Source organism: Duganella sp. HH101, from assembly GCF_001758795.1.
Lineage (GTDB): Bacteria > Pseudomonadota > Gammaproteobacteria > Burkholderiales > Burkholderiaceae_D > Rugamonas > Rugamonas rivuli.
Genome location: NZ_LRON01000001.1, coordinates 692,142 through 707,301, shown reverse-complemented (window position 1 = coordinate 707,301; position 15,160 = coordinate 692,142). Strand labels below are relative to the sequence as shown.

Annotated in this window: 15 protein-coding genes; 10 read left to right on the top strand and 5 right to left on the bottom strand. The window is 66.6% G+C overall.

The window, feature by feature from the left end; translation table 11 throughout:
- Positions 1-54 precede the first annotated feature (54 nt).
- The 5 genes from DUGA2_RS02680 to DUGA2_RS02660 all read left to right on the top strand — a co-directional run bounded on the left by DUGA2_RS02680 (position 55) and on the right by DUGA2_RS02660 (position 6,787).
- Positions 55-2,709 carry an ATP-binding protein gene (locus DUGA2_RS02680; RefSeq protein ID WP_070267049.1) on the top strand — a complete coding sequence of 885 codons (2,655 nt, stop codon included), beginning with the start codon at positions 55-57 and terminating at the stop codon, positions 2,707-2,709.
- 122 nt (positions 2,710-2,831) lie between these two features.
- Positions 2,832-3,257 carry a DUF2141 domain-containing protein gene (locus tag DUGA2_RS02675; RefSeq protein WP_070267048.1) on the top strand — a complete coding sequence of 142 codons (426 nt, stop codon included), beginning with the start codon at positions 2,832-2,834 and terminating at the stop codon, positions 3,255-3,257.
- A 13-nt stretch (positions 3,258-3,270) separates the two neighbouring features.
- Positions 3,271-4,758 carry a carotenoid oxygenase family protein gene (locus tag DUGA2_RS02670; protein ID WP_070267047.1) on the top strand — a complete coding sequence of 496 codons (1,488 nt, stop codon included), beginning with the start codon at positions 3,271-3,273 and terminating at the stop codon, positions 4,756-4,758.
- Between the two features lie 17 nt (positions 4,759-4,775).
- On the top strand, positions 4,776-5,996 hold the full coding sequence (locus tag DUGA2_RS02665; protein WP_070267046.1) for a sensor histidine kinase: 1,221 nt from the start codon (positions 4,776-4,778) through the stop codon (positions 5,994-5,996).
- 20 nt (positions 5,997-6,016) lie between these two features.
- Positions 6,017-6,787 (top strand): LytTR family DNA-binding domain-containing protein, encoded by a 771-nt coding sequence (locus DUGA2_RS02660; RefSeq protein WP_070267107.1) that lies wholly within the window; start codon positions 6,017-6,019, stop codon positions 6,785-6,787.
- 34 nt (positions 6,788-6,821) lie between these two features.
- On the opposite strand, the gene DUGA2_RS02655 is transcribed toward DUGA2_RS02660, so the two are convergent.
- Both DUGA2_RS02655 and purT read right to left on the bottom strand, forming a co-directional pair.
- Complete coding sequence (locus tag DUGA2_RS02655; RefSeq protein WP_070267045.1) at positions 6,822-7,604, bottom strand: ABC transporter substrate-binding protein; 783 nt, start codon at positions 7,602-7,604, stop codon at positions 6,822-6,824.
- A gap of 19 nt (positions 7,605-7,623) precedes the next feature.
- On the bottom strand, positions 7,624-8,835 hold the full coding sequence (gene purT, locus DUGA2_RS02650) for a formate-dependent phosphoribosylglycinamide formyltransferase (RefSeq protein WP_070267044.1): 1,212 nt from the start codon (positions 8,833-8,835) through the stop codon (positions 7,624-7,626).
- A 284-nt stretch (positions 8,836-9,119) separates the two neighbouring features.
- Here purT and DUGA2_RS02645 point away from each other — a divergent pair, with 284 nt between their 5' ends.
- From DUGA2_RS02645 to DUGA2_RS02635, 3 genes are read left to right on the top strand one after another with little or no spacing between them, the layout of a single operon-like run.
- Positions 9,120-9,689: a transcriptional regulator gene (locus tag DUGA2_RS02645; RefSeq protein ID WP_070267043.1), complete on the top strand. Its 570-nt coding sequence runs from the start codon at positions 9,120-9,122 to the stop codon at positions 9,687-9,689.
- Positions 9,686-10,720 (top strand): sensor histidine kinase, encoded by a 1,035-nt coding sequence (locus DUGA2_RS02640; protein WP_070267042.1) that lies wholly within the window; start codon positions 9,686-9,688, stop codon positions 10,718-10,720. Before DUGA2_RS02645 ends, DUGA2_RS02640 begins: the two co-directional genes overlap by 4 nt.
- The gene (locus DUGA2_RS02635) at positions 10,717-11,475 is read left to right on the top strand and encodes a LytTR family DNA-binding domain-containing protein (protein ID WP_070267041.1); all 759 of its coding nucleotides are present in this window, start codon (positions 10,717-10,719) and stop codon (positions 11,473-11,475) included. Before DUGA2_RS02640 ends, DUGA2_RS02635 begins: the two co-directional genes overlap by 4 nt.
- A 9-nt stretch (positions 11,476-11,484) precedes the next feature.
- Here the strand turns inward: DUGA2_RS02635 and DUGA2_RS02630 are convergent, their stop codons facing one another.
- Complete coding sequence (locus tag DUGA2_RS02630; RefSeq protein WP_070267040.1) at positions 11,485-12,231, bottom strand: YdiY family protein; 747 nt, start codon at positions 12,229-12,231, stop codon at positions 11,485-11,487.
- Positions 12,232-12,357: 126 nt separating this feature from the next.
- Between DUGA2_RS02630 and DUGA2_RS02625 the strand changes: the two genes are divergently transcribed.
- The gene (locus DUGA2_RS02625) at positions 12,358-12,762 is read left to right on the top strand and encodes a hypothetical protein (protein ID WP_070267039.1); all 405 of its coding nucleotides are present in this window, start codon (positions 12,358-12,360) and stop codon (positions 12,760-12,762) included.
- 12 nt (positions 12,763-12,774) lie between these two features.
- Positions 12,775-13,422: a PEP-CTERM sorting domain-containing protein gene (locus DUGA2_RS02620; protein WP_070267038.1), complete on the top strand. Its 648-nt coding sequence runs from the start codon at positions 12,775-12,777 to the stop codon at positions 13,420-13,422.
- Here DUGA2_RS02620 and DUGA2_RS02615 read toward each other — a convergent pair.
- Both DUGA2_RS02615 and DUGA2_RS02610 read right to left on the bottom strand, forming a co-directional pair.
- Positions 13,398-14,408: a class II aldolase/adducin family protein gene (locus DUGA2_RS02615; RefSeq protein ID WP_168167750.1), complete on the bottom strand. Its 1,011-nt coding sequence runs from the start codon at positions 14,406-14,408 to the stop codon at positions 13,398-13,400. The genes DUGA2_RS02620 and DUGA2_RS02615 overlap by 25 nt on opposite strands.
- On the bottom strand, positions 14,405-15,157 hold the full coding sequence (locus DUGA2_RS02610; RefSeq protein ID WP_070267037.1) for an HAD family hydrolase: 753 nt from the start codon (positions 15,155-15,157) through the stop codon (positions 14,405-14,407). The genes DUGA2_RS02615 and DUGA2_RS02610 overlap by 4 nt, the downstream gene beginning before the upstream one ends.
- Positions 15,158-15,160: the final 3 nt, after the last annotated feature.

The window sequence follows — 15,160 nt, the reverse complement described above, 5'->3', positions numbered from 1 at the left end:
CGGCTTGCGGCATGTAATACTTAAATTTCATCATTCTAGTGACGTGCGCAGCCCATGGCGTTGAAACAGTATCTGCCGACCACCCTTAGATTCCGCCTCAGCGGCCTGGTCATGCTGCTGGTGCTGGGCGCGACCGTCACCGTGACGGTCGTCGCGCTGATGCTGGCCGAGCGCGATATGAAAGAGGTCATCGGCAGCCAGCAGTATGCCCTGCTGTCCGGCGCCGCCGCCCACATCGATGAACACCTGGCCGGCAAGAAGGCCATGCTGGCGGCGCTGGCCGAGTCGCTGCCGGCGGCCACGCTGCGCGACCCCGCCGCGCTGCGCGCCTACCTGAAGGCGCGGCCGACGGCGCGCGGCCAATTCTCCTTCCTTGAAATCTACGATGCCCAAGGCCTGCTGACCGGCGCGCTGGAGGAAGCCTTGCCGGACCAGCCCTATCACGCCGCCGGCCAGGAATGGTTCGACCTGACGCTGTCGCGGCGGCGCGGCGTGGTGTCGGCGCCGTTTGCCAGCAAGCTGGCCGGGGCGCCGACGGTGCTGATCACGGCGCCGGTGCTGGACGGCGAAGGCCGCGTGGCGCTGGTGCTGGCGGGCGGCATCAACCTGCTGCACTACGCGCCGTTCGAGTCGCTCAGCGCGCTCAAGCCGGGCAGCACCGGCTTCACCTTCATCATGACGGCCGAAGGCATCCTGCTCAGCCATCCGAACAAGGCGCGCCTGCTGCACAGTATTAATGAACGCCCCGGCAAGAACCGGGCGACGGAAATGGCGCTGGCCGGCTTCCAGGGCTGGACCGAGGCCGAGAACAAGGACGGCGTCAAGGGCATCTACTCCTATCGCCGCCTGCAGCATGCGCGCTGGATCGTGGCGGCGCGCTTCCCCAGCGACGAGGCGCTGGCGCCGCTGCGCGAGATGCGCTACGAGGCCGCCGCCGCGGCGACCGTGTTCGCCTGCCTGGCCGGCGTGCTGGCCTGGCTGGGCATCGCGCGGCTGCTGCGGCCCTTGCAGCGGCTGCGCCGCAACATCGCCGAGGTCAAGGACAGCCGCGCCGGCATCCAGGTGCTGCAGCTGGACCGCAAGGATGAAATCGGCGAATTGAGCGGCGCCTTCTACCGCCTGATGGCCGAGCGCGAGGCGGCCCAGCTGCGCACCTATGAAAGCGAGAAGCGGGCGCGCATCCTGGCCGACAACCTGCCGCTGCTGATCGCCTACCTGGACCGCGACAAGCGCTACCTGTTCACCAACGAGCACTATCGCACGCTGTGGGGCATCGATCCGCAGGGCATGCTGGGCAAGAGCGTGGCCGAGATCTTCGGCCAGGCCGCCGATTCGTGGCAGGGAGACCTGGATCATGCGCTGGACGGCGGCCGCCTGCACTACGAGCGCGAGTTCGAGAGCGGTGGCCAGATCCAGCACTTCATGGTGGACCTGGTGCCGGACATCGATGCCGACGGCGAGGTGCAGGGCACGTATCTGATGGCGATGGATATCACCGACCGCAAGAACGCGGAGCTGATCCAGGCCGCCGGCGAGCAGCGCGCCGCCGCCGCCAGCCGCGCCAAGAGCGAGTTCGTGGCCAATATGAGCCACGAGATCCGCACGCCGATGAACGCGGTGCTGGGCGTGGCCTACCTGCTGGGGAACACGGAGCTGAGCGCGCAGCAGCAGGAGTATGTGGACATGATACGGTCCTCAGGCAATGTGCTGCTGGGGATCCTGAACGATGTGCTGGACTTCTCCAAGATCGAGGCGGGGCGCATGGAGCTGGCGCCGTCGGCCTTCAAGCTGGACGAGGTGCTGGAGGCGGTGAGCACGGTGATGACGCCGAATGCGGCCGCGCGCGGCATCCAGCTGACGGTGGCGGCCGACGCCGCGGTGCCGCAGACGGTGGTGGGCGACGCCATGCGCCTGCAGCAGATCCTGATCAATTTGCTGGGCAACGCGATCAAGTTCACCGAGCATGGCCAGGTGGCGCTGCGGGTCGAGCGTTCGGCCAACGGCATGGCCGGATACGCCGGCGACGCCGTCGGCCTGCGCTTCGTGGTGCGCGACACCGGCATCGGCATGGACCTGGAGCAGCAGAGCCGCCTGTTCGAAGCCTTCAACCAGGCCGACGCCTCGACCACGCGCCGCTTCGGCGGCACCGGCCTGGGGCTGGCAATCTGCCGCCGCCTGGCGGAGCTGATGGGCGGCGGCATCGCCGTCAGCAGCATGCCGGGCAAGGGCAGCGAGTTTGTCGTCACGCTGCCTTTCCTGCTGCCGCAGGCCGAAGCGATCGCGCCGCCGGCGCCCGCCGACGACGACGCGGCGGAGCAGTGCCTCAAGGGCCTGCGCCTGCTGCTGGTGGAGGACCATCCGCTCAACCAGGTGGTGGCGCGCGGCATGCTGGAATACGCCGGCGCCAGCGTGGACGTGGCGGAAAACGGCCAGCTGGCGGTGGACCGGCTGCGCGCGCATCCGGCCGACTACGACATCGTGCTGATGGACGTGCAGATGCCAGTGATGGACGGCTTCGCGGCCACCGGCGCGATACGCCAGGAGCTGAAGCTGGACCTGCCCATCCTGGCGATGACGGCGGGCGTAATGCAGTCGGAGCAGGAGCGCTGCATCGCCGCCGGCATGAACGACTTCATCGCCAAGCCTATCGATGTCGAGCAGATGCTGGACATCATATCGCGCCACATACCGGCCGGCCGGCGGCCCTGATCCCCAGCATTTGGCGACGGCGGCGTGCATTTCGCGCCGGCCGGCCGCATTTCGTCGCATCGTCCCCGCCGCCGGTGGAGCGCTGGCTAGAGTGGAGTCTCATACACTCACCGGAGTTCATCATGCGCTACACCAGTCTCGTTGCCGCCGTCCTGTCCACCCTGACCCTGCTGGCCGCCACGCCGTCGCAAGCCGCCGACCTGAAGATCACCGTCACCGGCGTCGCCAGCGCCGACGGCCAGGTGCTGGTTGCGCTGTACAACTCGGCCGAGACCTACCAGAAGAAGGCCTTCCGCGTGGCGGGCGCACCGGCGGTGGCCGGCGCCATCGCGATCGAGATCAAGGACCTGCCGCCCGGCGACTACGCCTATTCGCTGTTCCACGACGCTAACGGCAACGGCAAGATGGACAGCAACGTGATCGGCATTCCGACCGAGGACTACGCCTTCAGCAACAACGCCATGGGCAAATTCGGTCCGCCGAACTACGAGGCGGCGCGCTTCACGCTGCCGGCCGCCGGCGCCACCACCAGCGTCAACCTGCACTAAGCGGAGGCCTGCCATGAGCGACCGCCGCCAATTCCTGTCCCGTAGCATCGGCCTGGCCGCCCTCGGCCTGAGTTCCGGCGCCGCGCTGGCCGACGCCGACACCTACCGCCGCTTCCACCAGGCGCTGGCCCGCGAGCCCAGGCTGGCGGCCTTCGCCGGCGCCACCGGTGAGCTCTCCGGCGACGCGGCGGTCCACGGCCGCATGCCGGCCGACCTGCAGGGCGTCTTCTACCGCAATGGCCCCGGGCGATTCGAGTTGGGCGGCGAGCGCTATCACCACTGGTTCGACGGCGACGGCTTCGCGCAGCGCTGGCAGATCGGCGGCGGCAAGGTCAGTCATCGCGGCCGTTTCGTCGCCACGCAGAAGTTCGTCGAGGAGAGCGCTGCGGAACAGTTCCTGTACCCGGCCTTCGGCACCCACATCGGCCGCAAGCAGCCCAAGAACAACGACACGATGAACGCCGCCAATACCAACCTGCTGCCGCTCGGCGGGCGGGTGTACGCTTTGTGGGAGGGCGGTTCCGCCGTCGAAGTCGATCCGCAGACGCTGGAAACGCGCGGCATCAAGACCTGGAGCCCGGAGCTGAAGGCGATGCCGTTCTCCGCCCATCCCAAGGTCGATCCCGACGGCGGCGTATGGAACTTCGGCACCATGCCGGGTGCGAACCTGCTGGTGCTGTATCAACTGAGCGCCGCCGGAGAATTGAAACGCAGCGCCGTCGTCAAGGTGCCGCAGCTGAACATGGTGCACGATTTCGTCGTCAGCGGCCGCCACCTGATCTTCCTGGTCCCGCCGTACGACCTGGTGGGCGGGGTGGACACGAGCTTTCGCGAGAACCTGCAATGGGCGGGCGACAAGCGGCCCTTGCGCGCGGTGGTCATCGCCAAGGACACGCTGGAGCTGCGCCAGATATTCGAACTGCCGGCGCGCTCGGTCTTCCACTTCGGGAACGCCTTCGAAGACGGCGCCTGCACCCGGCTGGACGTGGTGATGCATGACGGCGACATCCTGCCGGAACTGGGCCTGGTCATGCGCGGCGAGCTGCGGCCCTTCCATGCGTCCGCCAGCACGGTGCAGGTGACGCTGGACTACGCCAGCGGCCAGGCGCGCGAGGCGCGTTTGTTCGGCGCCAGCGAGTTCCCACGGGTGGCGCCGCAGGTGGTGTCGGCGCGCCACCGCAAGCTGGCGGTGCTGGGCGTGGCGTCCGGCAGCAAGGACTACATCCTCAACACCGTCAACCTGATCGACATCGGCAGCGGCAAGGCGGACAGCTACAGCTTCGGCGCCGGCTGGCAGGTGGAGGAGCATGTGCTGGTGCCACGGCGCGGCGCCCGATCCGAGACCGACGGCTACCTGGTCGGCGTGGCCCAGGACTCGCGGCGCGCCCAGACCGTGCTGACGGTGTTTGATGCACACAACATCAAAGCCGGTCCAAGGGCGATGGCGAGGCTTTCTTATACTTCGCCGCTTTGCTTTCATGGTAACTTTCTGCCGGCATGACTAACTTGGGATACACGATGAATAACCGCAGCGAGGCAGGCATGGCCTCATTGGATGTCGCAGAGCCGTCGCTGGCGCATCCGATGGACCTGATCCCGTTCTTCCGCCGCTGGCCGGCGACGGCGCAGCGCAACCTGCTGTACACGCTGTTGTGGAACTGCGGCCTGGGCACGGTCCTGACGGTGCTGGAGATGCTGATGTCGGCCGACCGTCGGGCATTGCTGGGGGATTGGCAGTGGGCGCTGGTGCAGGCGCACTGGCTGCCGATGCTGTTCATTTCGAACCTGATCGGCTTCCTGGTCCATGGCGGCACCGCGGCGACCAACGCGCTGACCCAGGGCTGGCCGGGCCGCGCCAAGGGCATGCCCCGGCTGCTGTTCAACCTTGGGCTGGTGCTGGCCAGCGTGCTGATAGGCCTGAGCGTAGGCACGGCACTGCTGAACGGGCAGAATTTCTTCGACTTGCTGGGCAACCGCAGCGCCGTGCTGCAATCCGTGATCCTGGCGATGGTGATCGCGCTGCTGATGTACCTGGTGCGGCGCGGCGCCGAGCGCAGGCTGGCCGCAGCGCTGGAGAAGGCGCGGCAGCAGGAGCTGATCGCCTCCAGCGCGCGGCTGCTGGCGGAGGCGCGCTTGCGCGCCCTGCAGGCGCAGATCGAACCGCACTTCCTGTACAACACGCTGGCCAATGTGGTGAGCCTGATCGGCCCGCAGCCGGCCAAGGCCCAGCACATGCTGGAACGGTTCATCGACTACCTGCGCGCCAGCCTCGCGGCCAGCCGAGGCGAGGAGGCGACGCTGGGTTCCGAGGCCAAACTGATCGCCGCCTACCTGGACGTGCTGGCGGTGCGCATGGGCGAGCGGCTGCGCTATCGCATCGAGGTGCCGGACGAGCTGCGCCAGTTCGCGATCGCCCCGATGCTGCTGCAGCCGGTGGTAGAGAACGCGATATCGCACGGGCTGGAGCCGAAGGTGGAGGGCGGCGAGATCGTCGTCAGCGCCCAGCTGGACGGCGCGCACCTGCGCCTGCAGATCAGCGACACCGGCGCGGGCCTGGGCAGCACCATGTCTGCCAAGCCGGGCGGCGGGGTAGGGCTGAGCAATCTGCGCGAACGTTTGCGCAGTTTGTACGGCGCCGCCGCTCGGGTAGAATTACTGGAAAATCAACCTTGCGGCATGACGGTGCGCCTCATGCTGCCTTTGAATGCGAGCCTGACATCGAACCACTCCGCGCCCTGATCGCAGACGACGAAGAACATCTGCGCGACTATCTTGAAGGTCAACTGAAAACGGCGTGGCCGGAACTGAAGGTGGTGGCCAAGGCCGCCAACGGCATCGAGGCGCTGCGCCTGATCGGCGAGGAGGCGCCGGACGTGGTGTTCCTCGACATCCGCATGCCCGGCATGACGGGGATGGACGTGGCGGCCCGGCTGGTGGCGGACGCCAAACCGCCGCACATCGTGTTCGTGACGGCCTTCGACCAGTACGCGGTGGAGGCGTTCGAGCATTCCGCCGTCGACTATTTGCTGAAACCGGCGAGCCTGGAGCGGCTGGACAAGACCGTCGCCAAGCTGAAGGCCGCGCTGAGGGCCAAGGAGCCTGCGGCGGCCGGCATCACGGCGGCGACGCTGCATGCCTTGCTGGCGCAGCTGGGCGGGGCGGCGCAGGCGGTGGCGGCGCCTGCAACGGCCCCCGCGCCCGCACCCACGCTGCAATGGATACGCGCCTCGCAAGGCGACCAGACGCGCCTGATCTCCGTCGACGAGGTGATCTACTTCCAGAGCAACGACAAGTACACCAGCGTCTTCCTGGCCGACGGCGAGAGCCTGATACGCACGCCGATCAGCAAGCTGCGCGAGCAGCTGGACGAGCAGAAGTTCTGGCAGATCCACCGCAGCGTGATCGTCGCCGCGCACCACGTGGCCGGCACGCGCCAGGATTTCCGGGGCCGCCTGATGGTGCAGCTCAAGGGCCGCGAGGAGCAGCTGGTGGTCAGCCGTAACTACGTCGACCTGTTCCGCCAGATGTAGGCGCCAGCAGTGGAGGTGGCCGCCGCGCTTGCCGCTACCTGACCAGCATGCTGCCGGGGGCGATATGATAGGCGTCGTAGTAATAGCGCTTGTAGATCGCCGCGATGGCGCCGCTTTTCTGCATGTCGCGCATCGCCGATTCCAGCGCCGCCAGGCGCTCCGGCGACACCGCCTTGCGCGATACCGCGACCGCGCGCGGCGGGCCATCGTCGACCATGCGGTAGGCGGCTTTCTCCACCTGGTCTGCCATATGCAGCTCGGCGACCACGGCCTCGCCCTGGTCCTCGGGTATCAGCACCGCATCGATGCGCCCCAGCGCGAGCTTCTGGAAGTTGGCCTCCATGTCCTTGACGGCTTCCTTCCGCAAATTGCAATCGTGCTCGATACGGCGCACGTGCTCGGCGCCGAACTTGACGCCGATGCGCAGCGGCGCCAGGTCGGCATACTCGTTGATGACGATGTTCGCGCCTTTGCGCACATAGAACACGCGGTCGGCGCTGTGCTCGCGGTAGGGCGTCTGCAGGAATTGCAGGTAGGCGCTGCGGCGCGGCGTCTCGCGCACGCCGATCATGACGTCGGCGTCGCCCTGTTCGAGCATGAACAGGCAGCGCCTCAGCGGGCATGGCTTGATCTGCAGCGTCATGCCGCTGCGGCGGGCCAGCTCGCGCATGACTTCCGTGTAGGCGCCGCCGTAGACACCGTCGTTTTCGGTGGACCACGGCAGTATCCTGTTAAAGGCGAGCACCAGCGGGCGCTCCGCAGCCGTTTCGGCATGCGCAGGCGCCGCCAGCGACGCCGCCAACGCCGCTGCGATCATCAGGTGAGCGCGCAGAATCTTATTTGCCCAGCACAGGTTTGACCTTGGCCGCCGCTTCCTTGGCGCGGCTGCGCGCGGTCTCCACGTCGTCGGCGGTGGCCAGCGCCACGCCCATGCGGCGGCGCGCGAACGATTCCGGCTTGCCGAACAGGCGGATGTCGGTGCCCGGCACGCGCAGCGCTTCGGCTACGCCTTCAAAGGCGATGCCTGCCGCTTCGTGCTGGCCGTAGATGACGGCCGAAGCTCCCGGCGCCTTCAGCGCGACGTTGACCGGCAGGCCGAGGATGGCCTTGGCGTGCAGCTCGAATTCGCTCTGCACCTGGGTCGCCATCGTCACCATGCCGGTGTCGTGCGGGCGCGGGCTCACTTCCGAGAACCAGACCATGTCTTCCTTGACGAACAGCTCGACGCCGAACAGGCCCAGGCCACCCAGGTCGCCGGTGACTTTCCCGGCGATGTCGCGGGCGCGCGCCAGCGCCAGAGGGTTCATGCGGCAAGGCTGCCAGGATTCGACGTAGTCGCCCTGTATCTGCACGTGGCCGATAGGATCGCAGAACTGCGTCTCGACCTTGCCGTCGGCGCCGATGGAGCGCACCGTCAGCAGCGTGATTTCGTAGTCGAAGTCGATGAAGCCTTCAACGATGACGCGGCCCGAATCGACGCGGCTGCCGGCGGCGGCGTAGTCCCATGCGGCTTTGACTTCGGCGGCGCTGTCGATCTTGGACTGGCCTTTGCCGGACGAGGACATGACAGGCTTGATCACGCATGGGAAGCCGATGGCGGCGGTGGCTTGCTCCAGTTCCGCCAGGCTGCTGGCGAAGCGGTAGGGCGACGTCGCCAGGCCCAGGGTTTCGGCGGCCAGGCAGCGGATGCCTTCGCGGTTCATGGTCAGCTGGGCGGCGCGGGCGGTCGGGATGCAGGTGATCTTGCCGGCCTGTTCCAGCGCGGCCAGCGTGTCGGTGGCGATGGCTTCGATTTCCGGCACGATCAGGTCCGGCTTTTCCTGCTCGATCAGCGCGGCCAGCGCGGCGCCGTCGGCCATGTTGATGACGTGGGCGCGGTGCGCGACCTGGTGGCCCGGCGCGTTCGGATAGCGGTCCACGGCGATCACTTCCACGCCAAGGCGCTGCAGCGCGATGATAACTTCCTTGCCGAGTTCACCGGAGCCGAGCAGCATGACCTTGGTGGCGGTAGGAGATAGTGGGGTGCCGAAAATGCGTGGAGTGTTCATGTGGACGTCCGGGATATATAAGGGGAAAACGGTGGATGGTGTGCAGCCGCAGCGCTGCGCGGGCCGACTATAGCAAACTGCGGCTATTTTGGACAGCGGCCGGGAGCTTATAATAAGCTCAATCTTGGCATCGCATTAACCGGCGCTGCATCGGGGGCGCTTATCGCGGCCCGGCCGCGCTTATCCGGCGCCGGCCGCGCCGGTCGCATGGCCGCCCGCGCAGCCGCGCCATCGGGCAAAGTGTGTCCATGACATCCCGTCATGGACATGATTAAGGACATAAGATGAAACCAATGCACGTCATCGCAGCGGCACTCGCCGCCACCTCGCTGTGGGTAGTCGCCGCGGAATCGACCGGCAAGCTGCCGGCGCCGTGGTTCGTGACCGGCGGTGCGCCGTCGTCGTACCAGGCTGGCATCGACAGCGTCGAAACCGTCAGCGGCAAGGGCTCCAAGTTTTTGCGCTATACGCAGGGCGATGGCAAGAGCTGGGCCACGCTGGCGCAGGCGGTGTCCTCCCAGCGCTACCTCGGCCAGCGCGTGCGCTTCCAGGCGCGGGTCAAGTCGCGCGATGTGAGCAAATGGGCCGGATTGTGGATGCGGGTCGACGGCAAGACGCCGGTCAGCCTGGCCTTCTACAACAGCCAGGACCAACCGATATCCGGCACCACCGACTGGCAAACCCGCAGCGTCACGCTGGACGTGCCGGAGGAGGCGACGTCCATCAATTTCGGTGTGATCAACGCCGGTGTCGGGCAAGTCTGGATAGACGATCTGTCGCTGGAGATCGTGGGCAAGGACGTGCCGGTAGACGCGCCGCGCCCCAACAAGCTGCCGGAGTCGCCGACCTTATGACTGCCGCCGTTGGCAGCAGTTACCTGGCGTTGAGGCAGGTGGCATCAAGCACCGGGCGGCAGAAGGTGCTCAGCGCGGTCCTGGCCGCCGGCTTCGTGCTGACCTGCCTGGTGCTCAAGGCTTATACCTTGCTCGCCTTGTTCGGCGCGATGCTGCTGCCGGTCGGCGCCAGCGGCGCCAGCTTGCTGGCGCTGCTCGAAGCCTTGGCCAGGCTGCGGGAGTGGCGCTTCCTGTGGCCGGCCTTGCTGGCCATGGTAGGCTTGTCCAGCTGGATGGCCGGTTTGCTCTATCACGGCGGCCTGGCGACGCTCGGCATCATCACGCACAACGATTTGCTGGTGCAGCTGGCGGTGGCGGCGCTGGCCTTGCTGCTGCTGGCGCCGCGCCTGTGGGTCGCGCAGCAGCAGTCTCGCGCCTTGCTGGTGGCGCAGCTGAAGCAGGCCGCCTTGTCCGCCGACCTGAAGGCCTTGCAGGCGCAGATCGAGCCGCACTTCCTGTACAACACGCTGGCCAACACGCGCTACCTTGCGCGCCACGATCCCGAGCGCGCGGTGGAGATGCTCGATCACCTGATCGGCTATCTGCATACGGCCTTGCCGGACCTGCGCAGCCCGATGTCCAATATGGCGCGCGAATGCGAACTGGCGGGGCACTACCTCGCGCTGATGGGCATACGCTTCGGCGACCGCCTGCAGTTCGAGATCGACTGCCCGCCCGAACTGGGCGCGTTCGTGCTGCCGCCGTTGATGCTGATGCCGCTGGTGGAAAACGCCGTACAGCACGGCGTCGAGCCGCATCCCGGCAACGTCACCGTGCGGATGCAGGTGCGCCGTCGCGAAGGCACGCTGGTGGTGGCGGTGCGCGACAACGGCGCCGGCCCAGGCAAATCCGTGTTGGGCAGCGGCGTCGGCCTGCGCAATCTGCGCGAGCGGCTGGCGGCCCTGCATGGCGGCGCCGCCGCGTTCCGCCTGCAAGTGGCGGCGGACGGCTGGACCGAAGCCGAAATCACCTTACCGATGGAGAACGCATGACGTCCCTGTCCACGCGTCGCCCGCGCATACTGATTGCGGACGACGAGCCCTTGCTGCGCGCGGAACTGCGGCAATCGCTGGCGGCCCTGTGGCCGGAGGCCGAGATGGTGGCGGAGGCGGCAGACGGCTACGAAGCGCTGCGGCTGGCCCGCGCAATGGAGCCGGACGTCGCCTTCCTCGACATCCGCATGCCGGGCCTGAGCGGCCTGGAGGTGGCGCGCACTTTCGGCGCACGCACGCATGTGGTGTTCGTCACCGCTTACCAGGAGCACGCATTGGCCGCCTTCGACGAAGGCGCGATCGACTATGTGCTCAAGCCCACCGACCCTGTGCGGCTGGTGCGCGCCATCGAGCGCGTACGCGCGCGCCTCGGCACGCCGCCGCCGGACCTGGCGCGGCTGATGCAGCAGCTGTCGCCCAAGCCGGCCGCGCCCTCATGGCTGCAAGCGACCGTCGGCAACGCGATCCATTTCATCGACTTGAGCGATGTGATCTACTTTTGTTCGGAGTTTAAATACACGAGGGTGGTCACGCCGCAGCAGGCCGAAGCCCACATCCGCACGCCGTTGAAAGACCTGGCCTCCGAGCTGGAGGACGCGGGATTCTGGCAGATACACAGGGGATATGTGGTGGCGGTCAAGCGCATCGCCGCCGTCAGCCGGGATGCCGACGGCGCCTTGTGGCTAAGCCTGCGCGGCCACGCCGACAAGCTGCCCGTGAGCCAGCGCTTCCAGCACCGCTTCAAGGGCATGTAGCGTTCAGCGTTAGAACGAATAGACCAGCGTCACCGACGTCTGGGTATCGGTGTTCTTTTTATCTTCCGGCACGTTGGTGTCGTTGCGGACGCTGAAGGCGGCCTTCATCTGCATGGTGCTGTTGATCTTGGTGCGCAGCGCGGTCTCGGCCAGCGAGTGGATGTTGGACGTGCCGCGCTCCACGCTCAGGTTCTGCGTGAACAGGGCGGTGTCGCTCAATTTCCATTTCAGGTTGGCCGCGCCGCGCACGGTCAGGCCGCTTTCCGCTTCGCCGGTCGAACGCGTGCCGTTGAAATAGCCAGGACCGATTTCCACGTCCATGGTGTGTTCCGGCGTCGTGTAGGTCTGGGTTCCGTAACCGACGCCCACGGTGGAGTAGCGTGTATAAGCGCCGAATTTATCGTTGACGTGCGTGGCCAGTGCGAACAGCTTGTCGTGATCCTGCAGCAGCTTGTACGCCGACTTGGCGGAGAACGAATAGCGTTGCGCCGAACGCTCGCGCACTTTTTCGCCGTTGGCGTTCGTTACCTGCTCGTCCTTGAAGTATCCGGCCAGGATGTACTCGTTGCTCCAGTCGGGCAGCTCCTGCTTCGCATCCAGCTTGCCGGTGACGGAAGTACCGACCGTGTTACCGGAAGTGGAGATGGCGCCCAACTCCGCGGAGTTGTTCCAGCCATGATCGGGGACGGACTCCGCGGCGGCATAACCTTGAACCAGGGAGAGGGAAAGGGCGGGGATGAGGAATATCGCTTTCATGCCGATATTGTACCTTAGACCAAAAAGCAACGCATTCAAACGGGCTCTGCCGGTGCGTGCGGCGTCGTACAGATAGATATCCAGGCTTGCGAGAAAATTAATATACTTTCTCAAAGGACATCGATCATGGACGCCTCTCTTCGTTTCGCACAATGCCTGTTATGCCTCGGCCTTGTCGCCAGTACCGCCTATGCCGCAGCCGGCGTCAATCGCTGCGTTTCGGCCGACGGCAAAGTGCTGCTGACCGACGCCGATTGCCCAGCGGGCAGCCAGTCCGATGCCAGCGATGACGGCGCGGCAGGCATTGTCATTAACAGCGGCGGCGTCGCTCCGAAGTCCGCCAGCGGCTTCGAACGCGTGGCGGTGGGTGTTCCAGCGGCACAGCTGCCGCGCAGCCCATGGGCCGATCTGCCGCGCCCCCTCACACGCAAGACCATCGGCCAGGATGCGGGAACCCTCCAGGCAGCCTATCTCACCATGCAGATGCAGGACGAAATGCGCCGTCAACGCCATGTCGCCGCGCTGCGCTAACCGGGACACCATATGAAAATGACCACCGCTGCGGCCATGGCCGCGCTGCTCTTGTCCTGTTACGCCCACGCCGATGACAACGTCGCCTACCTTGCAGATGTCGACTCGTTTGGCGACGGCATGGGCGATTCCGCCGGCGCCACCTGGGGAGGCGGCATCGCGCGGCTCGACAGCGTGACCGATGGCGAGTTCAATCCGATCGGCCAGCAGTGGAATTTCGGTTCCGTCTACTGGTCCGGCGTGGACACCGGCCTGACCATCACGCTGGCGCATACCGCCTCCGTCAACCGTCTGGTCCTGGAAGCCGACAACGGCGACGACTACCGCATCGAATTCCTCGACCGCGCCAATGTCTGGCAATCGGCGACCACGGTCAATACCGACCAGTCCCCGACGGGCCAGAACCTGTTTGGCGGCCCGTTGCTCACGCCGGTGGTGGCCAAGGCCTTCCGCATCACGGCGAAGGGCGACAACCATTATTCGGTGGCCGAGTTCCAGGCCTTCGGCGAACTGGTGGTCGACGATACGCCTCCCGGCGGCCCAGGCGATCCGACTTCGCCGATTCCGGAACCATCGACTTGGCTGATGATGGCTGCGGGCCTGGCGCTGCTGGCCGCACGCCGCGCGCAGCTTGCCTACCTGGCCATCGCCAGGCGATAGCGTTCGGCGTCCCAGTCCAGCAGTTCGGCCAACTGCGGCGTCGACAGCGTGGTCAGCGCCGCATCGAAAGGCTGGCGGGCCAGGATGTCGTAGTAGCAGCGCAGCTGCGCCGTGCGCGCTGCGCCGAAGTCTCCGGCCGCATACACGCCCACGCCAGCGATGAAGGCCAGCCTGGCCTCGGCGCCCATGGTTTGCGCGGCGACGAACGAATCGGCATCCGCGTAGCACGCGGCCTCCGCGCCGAGGAACACCACATGATCCGGACACAATGCCCACTCCTTCCGGAGCCGTTTGTACAGACGCGGATCGAGGGCCAACTGCTGTATGCCTTCGTCGGGAATGGCTGTCAGTGGCGGCATTGCGTTCGCCTCGGCGCCGGTCGGTGCGACCGGTGCGACGGGCTCGATGCGCATGCAGGCCAGCAGCGACGTCAGTATCGCTTCTACTTCCCCCACGTCGGCACCGCCTATCACCACGCCATGATTCTGCAGGAAGACAATCTGCGCGTCCGGCTGTTCGCGCAAGCGCGCCGCAATCGCCCCGGCCAGCGTGGCCCCCGGTTTGTGGTAATCCACCCAGCACCAAGGCGCCGGGGCCGGTGCGGGGCCGGTGAAGTCCGCACGGACCAGATGCGCCAGTACCTCGACCGCATGCAGATGCAGCACCACTGTCTGCGGCATCAGCGCATGCATCAGCGTCTCGATCGATGGCCGCAGTATGCTGCCCGCGAGCGCTCGCGGCACGACATCCAGGTCGCCGGCGGCGATGGCGGCCCGCAAATGGGCCAGGTCCACCGGCACGAAGATGTCCGACCGCTGCGCCTCCGCCAGCCACGTGCCCGAAGCCTTGACCCACATCGTGTCGCCGTCCTTCCACGATGCGTTGCCGCCAGCACCCTGTACCAGCAGGGGATCGGCGCCAACCCGCGCACAATAGGCGCTGACCGCCGCGCGCAGGCCGCCGCGCTTGTCGTCGCGCGCGTTCAATGCGCCGCCCCAAGCCGTTCGAGCAGCTTGCGCACCTGGCCGAATTCCTGGAACACCGCGTCGGCGGCATTCTCGCCCTGGCCTTGCTGCACGCCGTTGTGCAGTTTTTGCAGCGTGACAGCGTCTATCCTGCGGCGGGCGCCGCCGATGTCGTTGACCGGGTTATCGCCGATCATCCAGATGCAGTTGCCGCTGGGGCGTACCTTTTTCAGCGCCAGTTCGAACTGCGCGCCGTGCGGCTTGTCGTAGCCCGCTTCCTCGCTGGTGACGATATAGTCGAAGTAGCGGTCCAGGCCGAAGTAGACCATCTTGCGGAACTGGATCTGCGCGGTCAGGTCGGTGACGATGGCGGTGGGGATGCCGAGCAGGCGGATGTCGTCCAGCAGTTCCTTGACGCCGTCGAACAGCACCGCGTTGCTGAGGAAGGTGCGCCAGTAGGTCTGCTCCAGGTCCAGCGCCACCAGCACCTGCGAGCCCAGGCCGATGATCTCCAGCATGCGCTGCAGGTACAGCAGGCGGCTGTGCGAGGCCGCCGTGTCCTTCAGGCGCAGCTTCACTTCGCTACGGGCGCTGGCATAAGCCTTGTCGAAATCGTCCGGGTCGAGCGAGAAGGTGGCAGCCACCTTGCCGCGCACCGCGCTCATGGCCAGCGCGTGGGCCGGGTCGTAGTGGTACAGCGTGTTGTCGGTGTCGAACAGGATGGCGTCCGGGATCTGCGTGAAGCGGTCGTCGTTGGATATTTTGATCATAAT